The organism is Sporosarcina sp. SAFN-015, from assembly GCF_051966875.1.
In the GTDB taxonomy this organism is placed as follows: domain Bacteria; phylum Bacillota; class Bacilli; order Bacillales_A; family Planococcaceae; genus Sporosarcina.
In genome coordinates this window covers 365392-384948 of sequence record NZ_JBQCKP010000003.1, presented here as the reverse complement: position 1 = coordinate 384948, position 19557 = coordinate 365392, and the positions used below count along the sequence as shown (strand labels likewise).

Genomic DNA, 19557 nt, shown 5'->3' with positions numbered 1-19557 from the left:
AACGACGCATAACGTTTTGTCATTGTTCTGCAATATAACTACGATATGGTAAACTGTGTATGAACAATAATTAAAATGGAGGAAGATAACGATATGAATAGGGCATTTGCATATGCTGCTCCAATCGTGATGGCAATATCTGTTGCATTTTCTCCAGCCGCTTTTGCTGCAAACGACAATCATCAAACGATTGAAAAGAAGATAGAACCGATATTTACAGACATCAATAACGATTGTTGGGCGAAAAATGAAATCCTGCGGCTCGTTGACAAGGGTTGGATGGAAGGTTATCGTGATTTGCAATTCAGACCAGCAACTCCAATTACAGCTGGAGATGCTGCCCAAACATTTTACAAAGCAATGGACCTGCCAATAACTAACATTGATTCAGTTTATGACGATATCGATGTTAAAGACCATCAACTGAAAAATGCTGTTCATGCAACAGTCGCAGCAGGCATTTTACACGCCCGTTCTCGTTCAACATTTGGGGTAGACGATCCTTTGACCGTGGAACAATTGGCAGCTGCGCTTACAAAAGCATTTGATGTTGAAGTGACGAAAGAAGATATTATGAAAATGAATCCAGCCCGCATGGATTTCTTACGTCCTGCGAGATTGAGCAAGCTGCCTACACCCGCGCAAGAGTTCGTACAAGATAAATTGCCGGTCGATCGTGCAACTTTTGCGGTTATCTTGTCCAAATCTTTAGAGGAAAAGGGTTTCATTGCTAACCAAAAGGATTATGTATTATCCGAATCGATCGCTTCAGAGTCGTTTAAACCAGTCCAATCTTCAGTCGATTTAATGAAAGTATCTTTTGATGAACATCCGATTTACCTCAGATCGACCGACACCATCCATTTTGAAAATCATGAAAGGATCGACTATGGATTTTCGCGAGACAATATTTACACCTATTCGGTAGGGGAACAAGGAGCATCAATAGAGTTGACGGTACGTTCGTTTGACAACGGGGATTATTTCCTATTCTCAAAACTCGAAAATCCTTCGGCAAAACCGGTTCAAGTAGATGTGCTGCAAAAGGAAAACTTTGTTGCCTCCTATGAGCTTTATCGTTTTGATAAAAATGAAATTAAAAGAAACAACGAAGACTTCTTCAATGCCGACATGACCTCCTATCCGACAGGGGTTCTACGCTTTATCAATGAAGATGGAACTATACAAGAAAGGATGGTTGGCCAATCGTATCGGTCACAACAATTGTCGATGGAGTACGCACATGGCGGCCATAGCCAAATGCGTGAGCTGTTGAAGGAAGAGGAAGCCCTTTCGTTTACAAAGGTCGGCTCTACTTTCATGTCTGTCCATGCACTGCAATCGACTGGAAAGGACATAGTCGATCAATGGTATTTGAATTCCCAAAACCTCTTATTTGAAAATGATCAACACCGTGAGGATTGGATGTTGGAAAGCGCCCAATATTACAAGAAGCGGAACAGCTGGTACACAGCAATTGGTCCGTTCAATAAAATGGTGACGACGACCGAGCCATTGCCTGAAAACGGACAAGGCTACGGCCGTAATCTTTTATTATTGAAAGAAGACCGGGCGATGACGCTGTACCATCAACAGCAAGACCGTTACTTTGAAAACTTGATATTCAACTCATTCGTGAATCTGAAAAACTTCCGTGGCGAAAAGCCTTATTGGGAGACCGAAGTGACTAGCACCTATTTGAAGGATTTATACGGAATTACGGCTCCGTTCATCGATACGAGATTCAACGAACAAATCGCCTTATTCTATTACCGAAGTGGTGATGAATTTGGTATTGAAGAATCGAAAGAACCGCTGAGGAATTATGCAGATTTATTGGTCTCCCGTAAAGAAGAAGGGCATATTATCCCGATTGCAAAAGATGCGTTTTATGTCTCTGATTACTTCCCGCTTATTCAGGATGTGCAGACTCATTCTTCTATGAACCATGTGCTCGGCGGAATGAATATATTGCTTATGGCTTATAACGAATTCGGCGATGAGAAGTATTTAAAAACGGCAACGTCCATTCAAAAGGCAATTGCTTTTCAAAAAGATGAGTGGATCCGAGACAATCGAGACATTTGGTACCGCATCGCGCCAGACATGAGCTTCAAAGGAGACGATTATAAGCATCTCACTTTAGAGGATCTAATCAACTCCTATCAACTTTGGTCCACCATCGATACAACCTATCTACCAGTGCTCGAAGAAATGATCGAATCAAAAGCGGCATATTTATCCGATGAACAACTAGGGTACACAACAAAAATTAAAAAAGGCCTAGAAGAAATCGGTCTTCTTCAATACTTGCCTGAAGGGGAAGAGCGGACCGATGCATTGTAAAAAAGATTGCCATCCATTGTGTGATGGCAATCCTTTTATTACTTCCTCAATTTCCTAACAACATCCTCATCAGGCGTCACAAACAACGTTTTCTGCTCGAAATAAATAACAAAACCAGGCTTTGCACCGTTCGGCTTCTTCACATGGCGTATTTCCGTAAAATCTACCGGAACAGACGACGAACCTCGCGCCTTGCTGAAATAAGCCGATAGAATCGCCGCTTCCTCTATTGTCTGCTCATCCGGATTCGTATCATGAATAACGACATGCGATCCTGGAATATCCTTCGTATGCAGCCATACATGATCCCTTGCCGCAATCTTGAACGTCAAATAATCATTCTGTTTATTATTTTTCCCGACAGAAATCGGAATGCCTGAAGATGACATATACGACTCAGGTGATGGCTTTTTCGGCTTCTGTTTTTTCTTGCCTCGTCTTGCCCGCATTAACCCTAACTCCGCCAGTTCCTCACGAATTTCATCGATATCTTCCGGAGACGCTTGCATAACTTGCTGTTTAATCATCTCAAAATAATCAATGTCTTCTTTCGCCTTCTCCAACTGTTCAGCAATCATGATCAATGCATTTTTAGCTTTCGTATAGCGGGAATAATAACGTTGTGCATTTTCAATCGGAGTCTTCCTCGGATCAAGTGGAATCGTCACAGTCGTCCCTTCCTCATAATAATTGTCTACGACCGCTTCCTTATCCCCTTTGTTGAGTGCATAAATATTTGCGGTCAGCAGCTCACCATACAACTGGAATGTATCAAGTTTTTCAGCCGCTTTTTGCTCTTTGATCAACTTATCCATTTTCAGTTTCAATTTGGCAATCTCATTATCAAGCCAACGCTCCAAGTCCGCAGCTTGGGATTTCACCCGCTCCCGTTCTGCCCTTGCGAAATACACTTTATCGAGCAGTTCTCCGAGAGTTTCGAACGTCGCGACCACTTTGTCCGCATAGGTTAGCGTTGTCGCTGAAAATATAGTTTTCGTCCCGACCTCCGCAATTGTTGGTGTTTGTGTTCCGCCTTTAAATGAAGAAAGGAAAGTTTTATAGACGTCATATGAGTCCTCTTCTGAAGTTCCTTCCAACCGATGCAGAAGTTCCTCTCCGTGAATCGGGGAAAATCCTGAAAGTTTGCCGACGACCTGTTTGGCATTCTCCCATTCTGGCAATAATGCTAGGAATTCCTTTTCATCCAACTCAAAAGGATCCAATTTCTCTTGAGGTGGTGCAGGAATATACGGCTGTCCGGGTAAAACCGTCCGATAACTGTTAACAGAAGGGGGCAGATGCTTCATGCTATCGATGATCATATTGCGCTCCGGGTCAATCAGCAGCAAATTACTATGCCTTCCCATAATTTCTACAATCAGTCGGCGGTGCATATCATCGCCGATTTCATTTTTTGCCCGAATATCGAATGAGATGATCCTGTCATTCCCCGATTGTTGGATTGACTCGATCATGCCGCCTTCAAGATGCTTTCGCAATACCATGCAAAACATTGGGGGCTCGGCTGGATTTGCAATCGTTTCATCAGTCAATTGAACACGGGAATATGACGGGTGAGCAGAAATAAGAAGCTTATAATTGCTTCTACCCGCCCTTACAATCAAAACTACTTCCTGCGCATTCGGCTGATGGATTTTTGAAATTCTGCCGTCTTTTATTTGTTGCAGCTCTTGCGTGATCGCTGCGGTGAATAAACCGTCAAATGCCATAATAATTCCTCTTTCAAACGTTTTGTTCCATTTTAGCACTCTCTGGGTGCGATATGTTATAATATGAGAACATTGTTTGCTATGATGAATGGAACAATAGAACCTTGAGAATACATAAGAAGAGGGATTGCATGTATAAACAACGTGGACTATTGATTGTCCTGTCCGGACCATCCGGGGTCGGTAAAGGAACAGTCAGAAAAGAGCTTTTTCAACAACCTGACACGAACTACGAATATTCGATATCGATGACGACGAGAAGCCCTCGCGAGGGGGAACAAGACGGTGTCGATTATTTCTTCAAGTCGCGAAATGAATTTGAGCAATTAATAAAAGAAGGAAAATTATTGGAGTACGCCGAATATGTAGGAAATTATTACGGCACCCCTCTAGATTATGTGAATGAAACACTTGATGCTGGAAGGGACGTATTTCTGGAAATTGAAGTTGTCGGCGCTGCACAAGTTCGCAAGTTAGTTCCTGATGGTTTATTCATTTTCCTTGCTCCACCGAGTTTGTCGGACCTTGAAGATCGTTTGGTCGGCAGAGGAACGGAGAAGGCCGATGTTATTGCAAGTAGAGTGTTGAAAGCGCGTGATGAGCTGGAAATGATGAACTTGTATGACTATGTAGTTGAAAATGATGAAGTTTCAAAAGCTTGCGATCGTATCAATGCCATCGTGACGGCAGAACATTGCCGCCGAGAACGTGTGGAAAAAAGATATTTACTTATGTTGGAAGGGGAATAAAATTATGTTATATCCATCTGTTGACTCTTTAAAAGGCAAAATCGATTCAAAATACACATTAGTAACACTTGCCGCTATGCGCGCGCGTGAAATGCAGGAAAGCAAGAATTTGCTGCTTCACTCCTACAAGTCACATAAGAATGTTGGGAAAGCTTTGGAAGAAGTTGCAGCTGGCGCATTGTCGAAACAAGTGCAAGATGCTTCGATCGTATATGAAGACGAAGTATGATGAGCATTCGTTAAGTAGAAGTATTTGAATAGGTTTGCATACTCCCTTAGAAACAGATTTTCTTTGGGAGTTTGTCTTTTTTGAAAACATTTTCCTGCAAGTCCATATCAACTGGCATTGGACAAACTTGACATATAGCGTATTTACGGAAAGGGTGGGACTGTTGTTGAATAAAAAAATACTTGTCTGTGTAACTGGCGGAATAGCTGTCTATAAAGCAGTTGCACTAGTAAGCAAACTAGCGCAATCTGGAGCGGAAGTGAAAGTAATGATGACTGCCTCGGCAATGGAATTCGTGACGCCGCTTTCTTTTCAGGTACTGTCACGGAATGATGTGTATTTCAATACATTTGACGAAAAAGATTCGAGTGTCATCGCCCACATCGATCTCGCCGACTGGGCTGACCTTGTCGTTGTAGCGCCAGCAACTGCAAATGTCATTGGAAAGCTTGCGAATGGTATTGCGGATAATATGGTCACGACAACTCTGCTTGCGACGACGGCGGAAGTGTGGATTGCTCCAGCTATGAATGTACATATGTACGAGAATAAATCGGTCATTCGGAACATCCAGCAGCTTCATGAGGATGGCTACCGCTTCATAGAACCTTCAGAAGGCTTTTTGGCTTGCGGCTATGTCGGTAAAGGGAGACTGGAAGAGCCTGAAAAGATAGTTCAACTTATTGAGCAAAGATTTTCCAAACCTGAAAATCTTCCATTGTCAGGGAAAAAGGTCGTTGTTACTGCAGGTCCTACCCGAGAAAGAATAGATCCTGTACGTTATATTTCCAACTTTTCAAGCGGTAAGATGGGTTACGCAATTGCGGAAGCTGCAGTCGCATTAGGAGCGGAAACAATTTTGATTTCCGGTCCGGTTGAAATGCAGAAGCCGAATGGCGTCCAGCTAATCAACGTGGAAAGTGCAGCTCAGATGCTTGATGCTGTAATCAGTACATTCGCTGATGCAGATCTAGTTATTAAATCAGCAGCTGTTGCGGATTACAGACCGAAAGAGCAGCACACACAAAAGATGAAGAAAAAGGATGGAGATTCATCAATTGAGCTAGAGCGCACGACTGATATATTAAAAACTCTTGGTGAAATGAAAAAAGAGCAGATCCTAGTCGGGTTTGCGGCGGAGACAAATGATGCAATCGACTATGGCATGCAGAAGCTTTCCAATAAAAATTTGGACTATATCATTGTCAATGACGTAACTGATCCAGGCGGCGGCTTCGGCAACGATACGAATGTTGTTACATTATTATCAAGAAAGGGGAAAACATATCCTTTCGAAGCAATGCATAAAAAGGAATTAGCCAAAGTGCTGCTCCGGACGATTCTAGAATTGGAGAGTGACAAATGATAGCTGAAGTCATTGTCGATGTGTCGGCTTATCCAATCGACCGTCCCTTTGATTACGCTGTGCCTGGCCGCCTGGAAACAGTGATTGAATGCGGCTCTCGTGTTAAAGTCCCTTTCGGACCGAGAAAAGTGATTGGCTATGTCACTCGTTTAAAAGCTGAAAGTGATATCGAAGGAAAAAAGCTGAAAAAGATTGATGAACTAATCGATTTGGACCCAATTCTTTCTTCAGAGCTGTTAAGTTTGGCAAAAAAAATGGCTAAAGAGACGCTATCCTATGAAATTGATGCACTGCAAGTGATGTTGCCTGCAGCGATGCGAGCGAAATACGAGAAATTCATCAGTATTGAAAAACCTGATGAAATAGCCGATGCACAATTTTTAATGTTTTTGAATGGACGTACTCGTATTCCATTGAAGCAGATCACTGATTCCGCAATTTTGAAGTTAGTGAAGGATTATTCTGAAAAAGGGATAGTTACAGTTGATACGGCAATTAGCCAACAGACGAAAGTGAAAAAAGTACGAATGATTCAAATCGGAGATATTGCCAAGTTAATGGAAATCCTCGGAAAGATCCATCCGAATGCTAAGAAACAAGCGGAATTGATCAGGTGGATGATCGATCATGCAGGGGAGTCGATGGAGGCAGCAAAACTGCTGAATGATTCAGACGTTCAAAATCCGGTCCTCAAAGCGATTATTGAAAAGGGCGGAGCGGTAGAAGCATACGTTGAAACGTATCGTGAACCCGATGCCCCGAAGCTTTTAGATACACCAATCCCACTTCAGCTGACGATGGAACAGCAAACAGCTCTCGACAAAGTGAAAACAGCAGCGGATTCCGGTAAAACCGAAACATTCTTGTTGCATGGCATCACGGGAAGCGGAAAAACAGAAGTCTATCTTCGAGCGATCAATCATGTTCTGGATCAAGGGAAAGAAGCGATCGTCCTCGTTCCAGAAATTTCATTAACCCCTCAAATGACCGCCCGTTTCCAGGAACGGTTCGGCAGCCTAGTCGCAGTCATGCATAGTGGTTTGTCTGCAGGAGAAAAATATGACGAATGGCGAAAGATTCATCGACGTGAGGTGAAGGTCGTCGTCGGTGCAAGGTCCGCTATCTTTGCACCATTTGAAAATATAGGGATCATTATCCTCGATGAAGAGCATGAATCGACATATAAACAGGAGGATACCCCCCGTTACCATGCTAGAGATGTTGCGATTTGGCGTTCAGAGTATTATGGCTGCCCTGTCATTCTAGGAAGCGCTACCCCTTCGCTTGAATCATATGCCAGGGCCACGAAGGGCGTCTATACACTATTAGAGCTATCAAAGAGGGCGAAAAGCCAATCTTTGCCGGCTGTCACGGTAGTTGACATGAGGGATGAGTTGAAGGAAGGGAATCGGTCGATGTTTTCCGTTCAATTGGCAGAAGCAATCCGCCTTCGATTGGAGAAGAAAGAGCAGACAGTCCTTTTTCTCAATAAAAGAGGCTTCTCATCATTTGTATTGTGTAGAGATTGCGGAACAGTCGTCCAATGTCCAAATTGCGATATTTCATTAACGTATCATCGGGCAAATGAAAGCTTGAAATGTCATTATTGCGGTCATGAAGAGCCGGTGCCTCTCGTTTGTCCGGAATGTGAAAGCGAACATATCCGATTTTTCGGGACAGGTACGCAAAAAGCTGAAGAAGAAATAACAAAATTATTCCCTGAAGCACGAGTGCTCCGGATGGATGTAGATACAACACGCCAAAAAGGTGCCCACGAACGCATTTTGAGACAATTCAGCGAAGGGAAGGCAGATATTCTCCTTGGCACACAGATGATTGCAAAAGGGCTTGATTTCCCAAATATTACGTTAGTTGGGGTGTTAGCTGCAGATACGACTTTGCATTTGGCGGATTTTCGTGCTGCGGAAAAGACGTTTCAGCTAATGACCCAAGTAAGTGGACGAGCTGGCAGGCATGATTTGGCAGGTGAAGTTTTCATTCAGACATACTCGCCCGACCATTATGCAATTGAACTTTCAAAAACCCAGCATTACGAAACATTTTACAACTTGGAGATGTCTGCACGTAAACAATACGGTTATCCTCCATTCTTCTATATAACACTCGTACAGTTTTCGCATGAGGATTTATTGAAAGTCGCCGATTTTGCGGAAAAAGGGACAAGATATTTGAAAAGTTCACTGTCACCAGAGACTGTCATTATAGGTCCGGCGGCGGCAGCGATCAGTCGTGTGAACAATAGATATCGTTACCAATGTTTGATAAAATACAAAAAAGAACCGAAGCTGATTGAAACGCTTCAGCAATTAATCAGAATGTATCGGACGAACTGGATGAAGGAAGGTCTGCTCATGACAGTGGATATGGATCCGACTTCAATTTTTTAACCGATATGAACTAGTTGGAAAAGAGGAATTGAATTGGCAATACTTGAAATCGTAAAAAGCCCTTCAACATTATTGACACAGCGTTGCAAGGAAGTAGAAAAATTTGACGAGAAATTGGCTAAGCTGCTCGATGACATGTACGACACAATGATTGCTTCGGATGGAGTAGGGCTTGCTGCTCCTCAAGTCGGAGAGCTACTCCGAGTCGCCATTGTGGATATGGGGGAAGGGGACGAAGTGATCGAAATGGTCAATCCCGTCGTCACTGCAATCGGAGGATCGGTTGTGGAAATTGAAGGTTGTTTAAGCTTCCCTGGTCTTTACGGAGAGGTGGAACGACCATTTTACGTGAAGGTAGAAGCGCAGGAACGGGACGGATCTTTGTACGAACTGGAAGCCGAAGACTATGAAGCACGTGCCATCCTACATGAAATCGATCATTTGGATGGGATTCTATTCGATTCGAAAATAACAAGAATCGTAGACCCCGAAGAATTTGAACAGGTTGATGAGGAGGATGAAGAGCAATGACAAAAATCGTATTCATGGGAACTCCTGACTTTTCTGTCCCTGTTTTGAGAATGCTACATGAGGAAGGATACGACATCATTGCCGTCGTCACTCAGCCTGATCGTCCTGTTGGCAGGAAGCGGGTACTAACACATCCGCCAGTCAAGGAAGAGGCACTCCGGCTCGGTTTGTCAGTATTACAGCCTGAAAGACTGAGATCGTCCGAGGAACTTGCGTCACTTATCGAGATGAAGCCTGATTTGATCGTCACTGCGGCATACGGGCAAATTTTACCGAAAGACTTGCTTGAAGTTCCTCATCTCGGATGCATTAATGTCCATGCTTCATTGTTGCCGAAATACCGAGGTGGCGCACCGATCCACCAAGCGGTCATCGATGGTGAAGCGGAAACAGGTGTCACGATCATGTACATGGTGGAAAAGCTCGACGCGGGAGATATCATTTCACAAATAAAGATACCGATTCTTGAAGAAGATAATACTGGCATCCTTTTTGAAAAATTATCTGTTGCCGGCACAGAGTTATTGAAAGAGACATTGCCTTCTATCATAGAAGGCACGAATGAACGAATTCCTCAGGATGAGAAATATGTTTCATTCGCAGGCAATATAACACGTGAACAAGAGAAGATCGACTGGTCTAAAGGCGGCAATGATATTTTCAATCAAATTCGTGGATTATTCCCTTGGCCGGGAGCCTATTCAGTTTTCCAAGGGGAAAACGTGAAAATCTGGAAAGCAGAAAAGACAGATGTCACTTCTACAGCATCGCCTGGAACAATAGTAAAATTACTAAAAGATAAATTAATCATTAAAACAGGCGATGATACTTCCGTCGCCATTACTGAATTACAACCTGCTGGAAAAAAGAGACTATCTGCTGAAGAGTTCTTGAATGGCGTAGGAGCCAAATGGAATGAAGGGGACCAATTCGAATGACAAACGCCAAAAAAAGAATTTGGAATGGCAATGTCCGTGATGCTGCATTATCAATACTAATGGAAATCAATCAGAATCAAGCCTACAGCAATCTGCTGCTAAACCGAACGATTAAAAAATACGACATTGATTCAAAGGACAGAGGTTTACTGACTGAATTGACGTATGGGACTTTGCAACACCGTTTAACATTGGATTATTATTTGGAGCCATTCGTAAAAGGAAAATTGGATCCGTGGGTAAGAGAATTGCTACGATTATCCATTTATCAAATTGTTTACTTAACGAAAATCCCCCCACATGCTGTCGTCCATGAAGCTGTAGAAATAGCGAAAAGAAGAGGTCATAAAGGGATTGCCTCTACTGTGAACGGCATTTTGCGTTCTGTGCTGCGAAAGGGTGTCCGTCCAATCGATGATATTGAGGACGATATTGAAAGAATGTCCATTGAAACGAGTCATCCTGCATGGTTGATCGAACGTTGGGTAAAGCAATTCGGCAAGGAAGAAGCATTGGCAATGGCTCACGAAAATAATCATCCCGCGCGCATGACAGCAAGGGTCAATTCATTGAAATCGACAGTCGATGAAGTGATGACAGCTTTGGCGAAGGAAGGGATTGAAGCATCAAAAGGCGAGGTCATTCCCGGGAGCATCCAAACGTCTAGCGGAAGCTTAGCGAATACGAATGCATTTGTTGAAGGTTCTTTGACGATCCAAGATGAAAGCTCCATGCTGCCTGTCCTTGCCCTCGATGTGAAGCCCGATATGAAAGTTTTGGACATGTGTGCCGCTCCAGGCGGAAAGACGACTTTTATAGCCGAGAAGATGAACGATCAAGGCGAAATTTATGCACATGATTTACACGAGCATAAACTTTCACTCATTGAATCGAATGCAAAACGCCTCGGCATTCAATCTATAACGACGAAGAGCGGAGATAGCAGAGACTTGGAGTCTGTTTATGGGCCTGCATCATTTGACCGTATTCTTGTCGATGCACCTTGCAGCGGTCTTGGCGTCATCCGGCGCAAGCCTGAAATCAAATACAATAAAACGGAACAGGATTTAGCGAGTTTAACTGAGATTCAGGAGCAACTGCTAGATACAGCTTATCGTCTAATTAAAGATGACGGCATTATTGTTTATAGTACATGTACAATCGAGTACGATGAAAATGAAGGGATGGTTCGCAGATTCCTGAAAAAACATTCGGATGTTGAAATGGCTCCGCTCGATGCGCTTGCCAACAATGATTCTTTGACAGTCAAAGATCATATGCTGCAAGTATTGCCGCAACACTTTGGGAGCGATGGTTTTTTTGTAGCTGCATTCCGTAAAAAGAAAGACTAAAGTTCTGTATACGACATATAGCAAAAGATAAGGGGAAATTGATAATCGTTTATTGAAAAGGGGGGACGAGTGTTGCGATTCGAAGTAGTGACAGATATCGGAAAGAAACGGACAGTAAATGAGGATAGTGCGGCGGTCTTTTCAATTCAAGACGGACCGACGCTCGCAGTTGTCGCGGATGGCATGGGTGGACATCGTGGCGGAGACTATGCAAGCTCGACAGCGGTCAAGATACTGGGTGAAGAGTTCTTGAAAGTAGAGGATTCGGCAAGTATGGACGAGGAAGACTGGAAAGATTGGCTTCTCGAAACAATTTTGCATGTCAATCGTACATTATATGAAATTGCGGAAAATGATACAGAATATAAGGGAATGGGAACTACGTTGGATGCGGTCCTAATTTACGGGAATAATGGACTTGTAACGCATGTTGGAGATAGTCGTGTTTATATGATAAAGCGAAATGAAATTATTCAAATTACGAAGGACCATTCTTTCGTCAATATATTGCTTGATTCCGGCGAAATTACTGAAGAGGAAGCGGCGACACATCCTCAAAGAAATTGGATCATGAGAGCAATCGGTTCCGAAAAGTCGATCATGCCTGATTTTTACCAAATCCAAATGGACGCGCAGTCATATTTATTGATATGTACGGACGGCCTCAGTAATAAAGTTGACAATGAACGGATTCGTGACATTGTCACTTCAGATGGGAATTTGCATGACAAGGCGGTTAAATTGGTTGAATTGGCCAATGAATTGGGCGGAGAAGATAATATTTCCGTCATTTTGGCGAGTCTACCGTCTGCGGAGGTGGCCGACAATGATTGGTAAACGAATTGGCGGCCGATACGAAGTGCTCAGAGGTATTGGAGAAGGAGGCATGTCGAAGGTCTATTTGGCACATGACATCATCTTAGATCGAGACGTCGCCATTAAAGTGCTGAACTACGATTTCGCAAATGAGCAGGACTTGAAAAAGAGATTCCAGCGAGAAGCTTTATCTGCCACAAGCTTGACTCATCCACATATCGTCAATATATTTGACGTCGGTGAGGACGAAGAGCTTCATTATTTGGTAATGGAATATATTGAAGGGCATACGTTGAAGAAGTATATCCAAACGAATGGTCCATTGCCAGTCCAGCAAGCGATTAAAATTATGAGGCAGCTCGTTTCGGCGATTGCTAATGCCCATCATAATGGAATCGTTCATCGAGATATTAAACCGCAAAATATTTTAATGGATGCAGAAGGCAATGTGAAAATTACCGATTTTGGAATTGCGATGGCTTTAAGTGCTACAGCGCATACGAAAACGAATTCTGTCATCGGAACGGTCCATTATTTATCCCCAGAACAAGCAAGGGGCGGTATGGCGACGAAAAAGTCAGATATATATTCATTAGGCATCGTCTTGTATGAATTGTTGACAGGTGAATTACCATTTTCTGCAGAGACTGCGGTTGCAATTGCTTTGAAACATTTACAGGAGGAGACCCCTTCTGTAAGACTGGCGTATCCAAATATTCCGCAAAGTGTCGAAAATGTCATTTTAAAAGCGACAGCGAAAGATGCTACATACAGATACCAATCGGCTGATGAGATGTATGAGGATTTGCTCACTGTTTTATCACCCGAAAGGCAGCATGAAGATAAATTTACGATTCCGCATGATGATGACCGTACTCGAATCATTCCGGCGATTACCGATACTTCAAATTTTGACGATTCAGATGCGACAAAAATTATCGAGCCAGTTGTTCCCCATCCGGTTCCACAACAGAAGAAAAAAAGGAAAAAATGGCCGCTATTCGTTGGTTTAACGGCATTTCTAGTAGCAATTGCAGCGCTTTTAATTATATTTTGGCCGACTTTATTCGGTCCTAAAACAGCCTTGATTCCGGAAGTTGTCGGTTTAGAGGAAGCAGAAGCGACTTCGTTGTTAGAAGAGAATGGATTTGTTGTTGAAGAAAAAGTGGAGGATTATTCGGAAGAATACCCGGCTGGACAAGTTTATAGCGTAAATCCGGAGGAAGGGAAAAAACATGAGATTGGATCGTCGGTAACGATTTACGTCAGCCTTGGAAAGGAAACGGCGGAGCTAGCCAACTACGTCAGCAGAGATTATGAGGACGTTGTGACATTCCTAGAAGGCCGAGGATTTAAAATTGCTGAACCGGAATGGGTATACGACGATGCACCGAAAGGGCAAATCTTGAAACAAACGCCAGAACCTGGAGAAGATGTCGTCCCTGAAGATACCGAAATTGAATTTACGGTCAGTTTGGGGAAACAATTGAAGACCCTTGCAGATCTGTCCAATTATACAGAGAATGAATTAAAGGATTATGCCGATAAGTCAGGCTTCAATATTCGGATCATAAAAAGGGAAGAATCCGATACGGTTAAGGAAGGCCATGTCATTTCACAAGATATACCTGCAAATACGGAACTTGAAATAGGGTCTAGAGTTGATGTCGTCATTTCAAAAGGCAAGGAACAGAAGCCAATAAAGTACTTCAAGAACATTGTTGATATTCCATATAAACCTTCGAACAATGATGAGGAAGATGATGAATCAACTGATCCAGAGCCGCAAACGATCAGTGTCTATATTCAAGATAGTAAATATTCAATGGCGGAACCTGTCGTTGAATTTACGATAACTGAAGATACGCAAAGAGAGATTATTGTCGCTTTGGAAGAAGGCCAACGTGGCCAATTCCAAGTCCGTAGAGGTTCAGAAATTATTGCAGAAAAAACAATCAATTATGATGACGAATAAGAAAGAGGGATTGGATGCCGGAAGGACAAATTAGAAAAGCGATCAGCGGATTTTATTATGTGAAAGATGAGAACGGGGAACTTGTCCAGTGCAAAGGTCGTGGGGTTTTTAAAATTAGGGGCATTTCGCCTCTTGTGGGCGATTTTGTCACGATTGTCCGTGATGGTGATAATGATGCGACAATCACTGAAGTACATGAAAGGAAAAATGAACTAGTCAGACCGCCAATCGCCAATATTGACCAGGCGTTACTAGTGTTTTCAATCGTGGAACCGGATTTCAGTCTTCACTTATTAGATCGTTTCCTTGTCGTTATCGAATCAGTCGGCGTCAAGCCAGTCATCTGTCTTACAAAGAAAGATGTGGCTAATGAAAAGGAACTTCAACAAGCCGAATCCGCAATCGCATACTATAAAGGGATCGGATACGATGTGATTGAAACTTTTATCGGGGACACGTCCCTTTTCCCTCTTCTTCATCCTTATTTGAATGGAAAGACGACGGTTCTAGCCGGTCAGTCGGGTGTTGGGAAATCGACATTGCTTAATACGTTGATTCCCGAGCTTTCCTTGAAGACCGGCGAGATTTCGGAAGCGCTTGGTAGGGGGAAACATACGACCCGACATGTAGAACTTTTAGAAGTGGCGGGGGGTCTAGTCGCCGATACACCGGGTTTTAGCTCGCTTGACTTCGATCATATCGAAAAAGAGGAATTACGAGATTATTTTATTGAAATGGAAACCGCGGCCCATGAATGTAAATTCAGAGGGTGTTTACATCTGAAGGAGCCAGGATGTGCCGTAAAAGAAAAAGTGGAGACGGGGGAAATACTGCAGTCCCGTTATAATAATTATTTGCAATTTCTACAAGAGATTACTGACCGAAAGCCGAGGTATAACTAATGATTAAAATAGCACCGTCCATATTAGCCGCGAACTTTTCAAAATTGGCAGATGAAGTGAAGGAAGTGGAACAAGCCGGAGCGGAACTGATTCATATCGATGTAATGGATGGCCATTTCGTTCCAAATATTACAATGGGACCTATCGTTGTGGAGGCGTTGCGTCCTGTAACGGATCTTCCATTGGATGTTCATCTCATGATTGAGAATCCCGATGCATATATTGAACAGTTCGCGAAAGCGGGAGCGGATTATATTACTGTCCATGTAGAAGCGTGCCGACATTTGCACCGCACGATTCAGTTAATCCGATCTTTTGGAGTGAAGCCGGGGGTTGTGCTCAATCCGCATACACCGGTTGAACAAATCTTCCACATCCTTGAAGATATCGACATGGTTTTATTCATGACGGTCAACCCAGGATTCGGGGGACAGAAGTTCATCCACTCCGTACTTCCGAAAGTGAAACAATTATCCGATCTGATTAAGGAAAAAGGACTGTCCATTGAAATTGAAATCGATGGAGGTGTCAATGAGGAGACGATCATTCCTTGCGTAAAGGCAGGTGCTACGGTATTAGTCGCTGGATCAGCCATTTACAACGAGGAAGACCGAACGGAAGCATTGCAGCGGATTAAAACGGCAGGGGAAAGCGTGTTGAATTGATGAAGAGGATCATCATTTGTGCCGGTGGGCCAGTCGAAGAATTGCCTGATTTAGCTGCTTACGAGTCGGATGAATCGATTTTTATCGGCGTGGATCGCGGGGCAATTCATTTATTGGATAAAGGAATTGTCCCTGCCGAGGCAGTTGGAGATTTTGATTCTGTGAGTGAAACGGAGTTTAGAAGAATTAGAGAATTAGTGGAACGTGTCGATTCATTCCAGTCTGAAAAAGACGAAACAGACACGGAATTGGCTATCGCTCGCGCTATTGCCTATCATCCGAAGGAAGTGATTTTGACCGGAGTCACGGGCGGAAGATTGGATCATTTCGAATCGGCATTGCATTTATTGTACCGGATGCAAAGTGAGCATAAAGAAATATCGTTTCTAATCCGCAATGCTACAAATGAGCTTTCCTTATTTTACCCGGGCGTCCATCGAGTTAAAAGAAATGCACAGCTTCCTTATATATCATTTTTCCCTTTTGGCAGTACTGTTGAGGGCTTGACGTTGACCGGATTCAAATACGAAACGGTAAACGCAAAAATGTCGATAGGTATGACAAAATTTACGAGCAATGAACCAATTTCAGAAGTTTGTACTATCTCATTCAGGCAAGGCATATGCTTAATGGTAAGAAGTTCAGATTCCTGAAAGGAGAAGGGAATTGCGAGTCTATACATTTACAATGCCGAAGTTTCTAAGTAGCTTTGTTCGCAAATGCATGGTAGTCTTCCAAAAAGAAGATAAGGCGAAAACCCAAGCTACTGCAAGCCAACGAAACAGAAAACGGAAAAAAGAAAAAACGTCAGGCTGAACTAATCGGCCTGGCGTTTTATTTCTTTGTCTTATAGTCGGAAAGTGAGTAAGTAATTGTCTAGCTCCAACGACCAGTCTCTCGGGTCATAAGCCATATTAGCTACACGGCAAAGTGCGCCGTTACGCTAATCTGTCTTATGCCTGTCGAGTCTAAGCGGTCGTTTCCGCTTTTCGTTTATACTCTTTGTACTTTACCTGATTTAAGTGCTCTTGCAGATACCCAAACACGCTTTGGTTTACCGTTAACAAGAATACGGACTTTTTGAAGGTTAGCTCCCCAAGTACGTCTGTTAGCGTTCATTGCGTGTGAACGAGCATTTCCAGAACGAGCTTTGCGTCCAGTAATAACACATTCTTTAGCCATTTTTATGACCTCCTCGCTAATAATGATTAAGCGATTCACTATCTAATTCGCATACCATAATACTTTATCACAGGAAATAATGGCTTGCAACCTTTTTTCACGATGCTTTCAAGTGAAACTCCTTTACACATTTATTGTTTGTTATGTTGTTGTTCTTTAATAATGTTTGTGTGTATAGTACAATGAGGGTAGTTATAAAGGATGCAGGAGGGGAAGCTTTCATGTCAATCGAGTTGAAAAACGATTATGGTACGATAGATATTACGAATGACGTCATTGCCCAAGTGGTGGGAGAGGCGGCAATCGAATGCTACGGAATTGTCGGCATGGCTTCGCGTCATCAGATCCGAGATGGACTAACGGATATCCTCGGGAAAGAGAATTATGCAAAAGGAGTCATTGTTAGGAATATCGGAGACGAGACGCACATCGATATGTATGTCATCGTCGGATATGGGACAAAAATCTCTGAGGTCGCATACCAAGTGCAATCCAAAGTGATCTATACATTGAAAAAGACATTATCGTTAACAGTGGATTCAGTGAATATATTTGTTCAAGGAGTTCGGGTGACGAACTGATAGAAGGAGGAAAACATTTCAATGAATTTTATTGATGGTGTGAAATTTGCCGACATGGTGAAGATGGGTGCTCATCACCTAAATCTGAATGCAGACTATGTCGATTCACTAAACGTGTTTCCCGTGCCTGACGGGGATACAGGGACAAATATGAATTTATCCATGACTTCTGGTGCCAAGGAGACTGAAGCGAATGTGTCTGCGCATTTGGGCAAGACCGCTCAAGCTTTGTCAAAAGGGCTGTTGATGGGCGCTCGCGGGAATTCAGGTGTTATTTTATCACAATTGTTCCGTGGTTTCGGGAAAGCTGTTGAAGAGGAAGGAAAGCTGGATAGCGTGAAGTTCGCCAATGCATTGGAATATGGTGTGCAAACTGCGTACAAAGCTGTCATGAAGCCTGTAGAAGGAACAATCCTCACAGTTGCTAAAGATGCAGCGAACAAAGGTGTAGAAGTGGCGAAATCTACAGAAGACATCATTAAAGTGATGGAAGCTGTTGTTGAAGAGTCGAAAGCATCATTGAAAAGAACTCCAGATCTTCTTCCTGTTTTGAAAGAAGTCGGTGTCGTTGATAGTGGTGGACAGGGCCTTGTCTATGTATATGAAGGCTTTTTGGCATGTCTGAAAGGCGAAGAGCTTCCTGAACGGACGAATATGGACGTAATGGATGATTTGGTCAACGCTGAGCATCATCGAGGAGTTCAAGGGTTCATGGACACTGCGGATATTGTATACGGTTACTGTACGGAGTTCATGGTGAAATTTGAGGATGACAAAGTGAAAAATCATCCTTTTGACGAAAGTGAATTCCGGCAAGATCTGAGCGAATTCGGAGATTCATTGCTTGTCATTTCAGATGAGGAAATCGCGAAAGTACATATCCACACCGAGGAGCCTGGAAATGCATTGAACTATGCACAAACATACGGTTCTCTCATCAATATTAAAATCGAGAACATGCGTCAACAGCATATCGATATCGTTGGAGAAAGCCATTCAACTAAAAAAGCGGAAACGGTTTCATATCCTTACGCAATTGTGACTGTTGCAATGGGTTCAGGAGTTGCCGACTTGTTGAAAAGCATAGGTGCCTCAGCTGTCATTGAAGGCGGACAGACAATGAATCCATCGACCGAAGATATTGTAAAAGCGATTAAAGATGTCAGCGCTGAGCGGGTCATCATTTTACCTAACAATAAAAATATCATCATGGCGGCAAAACAAGCAGCAGAAGTGATCGGTATCGAAGCGGCAGTCGTCGAAACGAAATCTGTTCCGGAAGGATTGGCTGCAATACTCGCGTTCAATCCCGAAGCTGGTGTCGTAGAGAATGAACAAGCTATGTCAAAAGCGGCTGCAGGCGTGAAAACCGGCCAAGTCACTTATTCGATAAGAGATACATCCATTGACGGCATCGATATTAAAAAAGATGACTTCATGGGGCTTGCAGGTAGTAAAATCGTAATCTCGAATCCATCTCTGGACGAAGTGATGAAGACATTGCTCGAATCACTGATTGATGAAGAAGATGAGATTGTAACGATTATCTATGGTGAGGACGTAACAGAGCAAGAAGCTGCCGAAATTGCAGAGTACGTGGAATCCACTTACGATCATACGGAAGTTGAATTGTATAACGGGAAGCAACCGCTTTATCCATATATCCTTTCCGTGGAATGACACGAAAGATGACGGTACCTTTCTACATAGAGGGTGCCGTTTTTCTATTTTGTCTTTATACGTAACTTACTGTAAAATGATAGTAAGCGTTTGCTTTTTTTATGAAT

General features: G+C 43.0%; 18 protein-coding genes. 16 read left to right on the top strand and 2 right to left on the bottom strand.

Annotated features, from left to right (window positions below; genetic code table 11):
* The first annotated feature begins 93 nt into the window (after positions 1-93).
* Positions 94-2346, top strand: a complete 2253-nt coding sequence (locus tag ACTHPA_RS07710; RefSeq protein ID WP_440499569.1) for an S-layer homology domain-containing protein — start codon at positions 94-96, stop codon at positions 2344-2346.
* Positions 2347-2384: 38 nt separating this feature from the next.
* On the opposite strand, the gene ACTHPA_RS07705 is transcribed toward ACTHPA_RS07710, so the two are convergent.
* Positions 2385-4076, bottom strand: coding sequence for an Rqc2 family fibronectin-binding protein (locus tag ACTHPA_RS07705; RefSeq protein ID WP_440499568.1), 1692 nt, complete (start codon positions 4074-4076; stop codon positions 2385-2387).
* Between the two features lie 131 nt (positions 4077-4207).
* Between ACTHPA_RS07705 and gmk the strand changes: the two genes are divergently transcribed.
* From gmk to spoVM, 13 genes are all read left to right on the top strand, one after another.
* On the top strand, positions 4208-4825 hold the full coding sequence (gene gmk / locus ACTHPA_RS07700) for a guanylate kinase (RefSeq protein WP_440499567.1): 618 nt from the start codon (positions 4208-4210) through the stop codon (positions 4823-4825).
* 4 nt (positions 4826-4829) lie between these two features.
* Entirely contained in the window at positions 4830-5054 is a 225-nt protein-coding gene (gene rpoZ / locus ACTHPA_RS07695) for a DNA-directed RNA polymerase subunit omega (RefSeq protein ID WP_381443280.1), read from the top strand.
* A 160-nt stretch (positions 5055-5214) separates the two neighbouring features.
* Entirely contained in the window at positions 5215-6420 is a 1206-nt protein-coding gene (gene coaBC / locus ACTHPA_RS07690; RefSeq protein ID WP_440499662.1) for a bifunctional phosphopantothenoylcysteine decarboxylase/phosphopantothenate--cysteine ligase CoaBC, read from the top strand.
* Positions 6417-8828 carry a primosomal protein N' gene (gene priA, locus ACTHPA_RS07685; RefSeq protein WP_440499566.1) on the top strand — a complete coding sequence of 804 codons (2412 nt, stop codon included), beginning with the start codon at positions 6417-6419 and terminating at the stop codon, positions 8826-8828. The genes coaBC and priA overlap by 4 nt, the downstream gene beginning before the upstream one ends.
* A gap of 33 nt (positions 8829-8861) precedes the next feature.
* On the top strand, positions 8862-9359 hold the full coding sequence (gene def / locus ACTHPA_RS07680; RefSeq protein ID WP_440499565.1) for a peptide deformylase: 498 nt from the start codon (positions 8862-8864) through the stop codon (positions 9357-9359).
* The gene (gene fmt, locus ACTHPA_RS07675) at positions 9356-10297 is read left to right on the top strand and encodes a methionyl-tRNA formyltransferase (RefSeq protein ID WP_440499564.1); all 942 of its coding nucleotides are present in this window, start codon (positions 9356-9358) and stop codon (positions 10295-10297) included. Before def ends, fmt begins: the two co-directional genes overlap by 4 nt.
* Positions 10294-11649, top strand: coding sequence for a 16S rRNA (cytosine(967)-C(5))-methyltransferase RsmB (rsmB, locus tag ACTHPA_RS07670; RefSeq protein ID WP_440499563.1), 1356 nt, complete (start codon positions 10294-10296; stop codon positions 11647-11649). The genes fmt and rsmB overlap by 4 nt, the downstream gene beginning before the upstream one ends.
* Before the next feature lie 69 nt (positions 11650-11718).
* On the top strand, positions 11719-12486 hold the full coding sequence (locus tag ACTHPA_RS07665) for a Stp1/IreP family PP2C-type Ser/Thr phosphatase (RefSeq protein ID WP_440499562.1): 768 nt from the start codon (positions 11719-11721) through the stop codon (positions 12484-12486).
* The gene (gene pknB, locus ACTHPA_RS07660; RefSeq protein ID WP_440499561.1) at positions 12476-14440 is read left to right on the top strand and encodes a Stk1 family PASTA domain-containing Ser/Thr kinase; all 1965 of its coding nucleotides are present in this window, start codon (positions 12476-12478) and stop codon (positions 14438-14440) included. Before ACTHPA_RS07665 ends, pknB begins: the two co-directional genes overlap by 11 nt.
* Positions 14441-14454: 14 nt before the next feature.
* A complete protein-coding gene (gene rsgA, locus ACTHPA_RS07655) occupies positions 14455-15342 on the top strand; it encodes a ribosome small subunit-dependent GTPase A (RefSeq protein WP_440499560.1) in 888 nt (295 codons plus the stop codon).
* Positions 15342-16007, top strand: coding sequence for a ribulose-phosphate 3-epimerase (rpe, locus tag ACTHPA_RS07650; protein ID WP_440499559.1), 666 nt, complete (start codon positions 15342-15344; stop codon positions 16005-16007). The genes rsgA and rpe overlap by 1 nt, the downstream gene beginning before the upstream one ends.
* Complete coding sequence (locus ACTHPA_RS07645) at positions 16007-16660, top strand: thiamine diphosphokinase (RefSeq protein ID WP_440499661.1); 654 nt, start codon at positions 16007-16009, stop codon at positions 16658-16660. The genes rpe and ACTHPA_RS07645 overlap by 1 nt, the downstream gene beginning before the upstream one ends.
* Positions 16661-16673: 13 nt before the next feature.
* Entirely contained in the window at positions 16674-16823 is a 150-nt protein-coding gene (gene spoVM / locus ACTHPA_RS07640; protein ID WP_153010010.1) for a stage V sporulation protein SpoVM, read from the top strand.
* A gap of 177 nt (positions 16824-17000) precedes the next feature.
* On the opposite strand, the gene rpmB is transcribed toward spoVM, so the two are convergent.
* Positions 17001-17189 carry a 50S ribosomal protein L28 gene (gene rpmB, locus ACTHPA_RS07635; RefSeq protein ID WP_440499558.1) on the bottom strand — a complete coding sequence of 63 codons (189 nt, stop codon included), beginning with the start codon at positions 17187-17189 and terminating at the stop codon, positions 17001-17003.
* A 221-nt stretch (positions 17190-17410) separates the two neighbouring features.
* Between rpmB and ACTHPA_RS07630 the strand changes: the two genes are divergently transcribed.
* Both ACTHPA_RS07630 and ACTHPA_RS07625 read left to right on the top strand, forming a co-directional pair.
* Entirely contained in the window at positions 17411-17770 is a 360-nt protein-coding gene (locus tag ACTHPA_RS07630; protein WP_440499557.1) for an Asp23/Gls24 family envelope stress response protein, read from the top strand.
* 21 nt (positions 17771-17791) lie between these two features.
* Complete coding sequence (locus tag ACTHPA_RS07625) at positions 17792-19450, top strand: DAK2 domain-containing protein (RefSeq protein ID WP_440499556.1); 1659 nt, start codon at positions 17792-17794, stop codon at positions 19448-19450.
* Positions 19451-19557 lie beyond the last annotated feature (107 nt).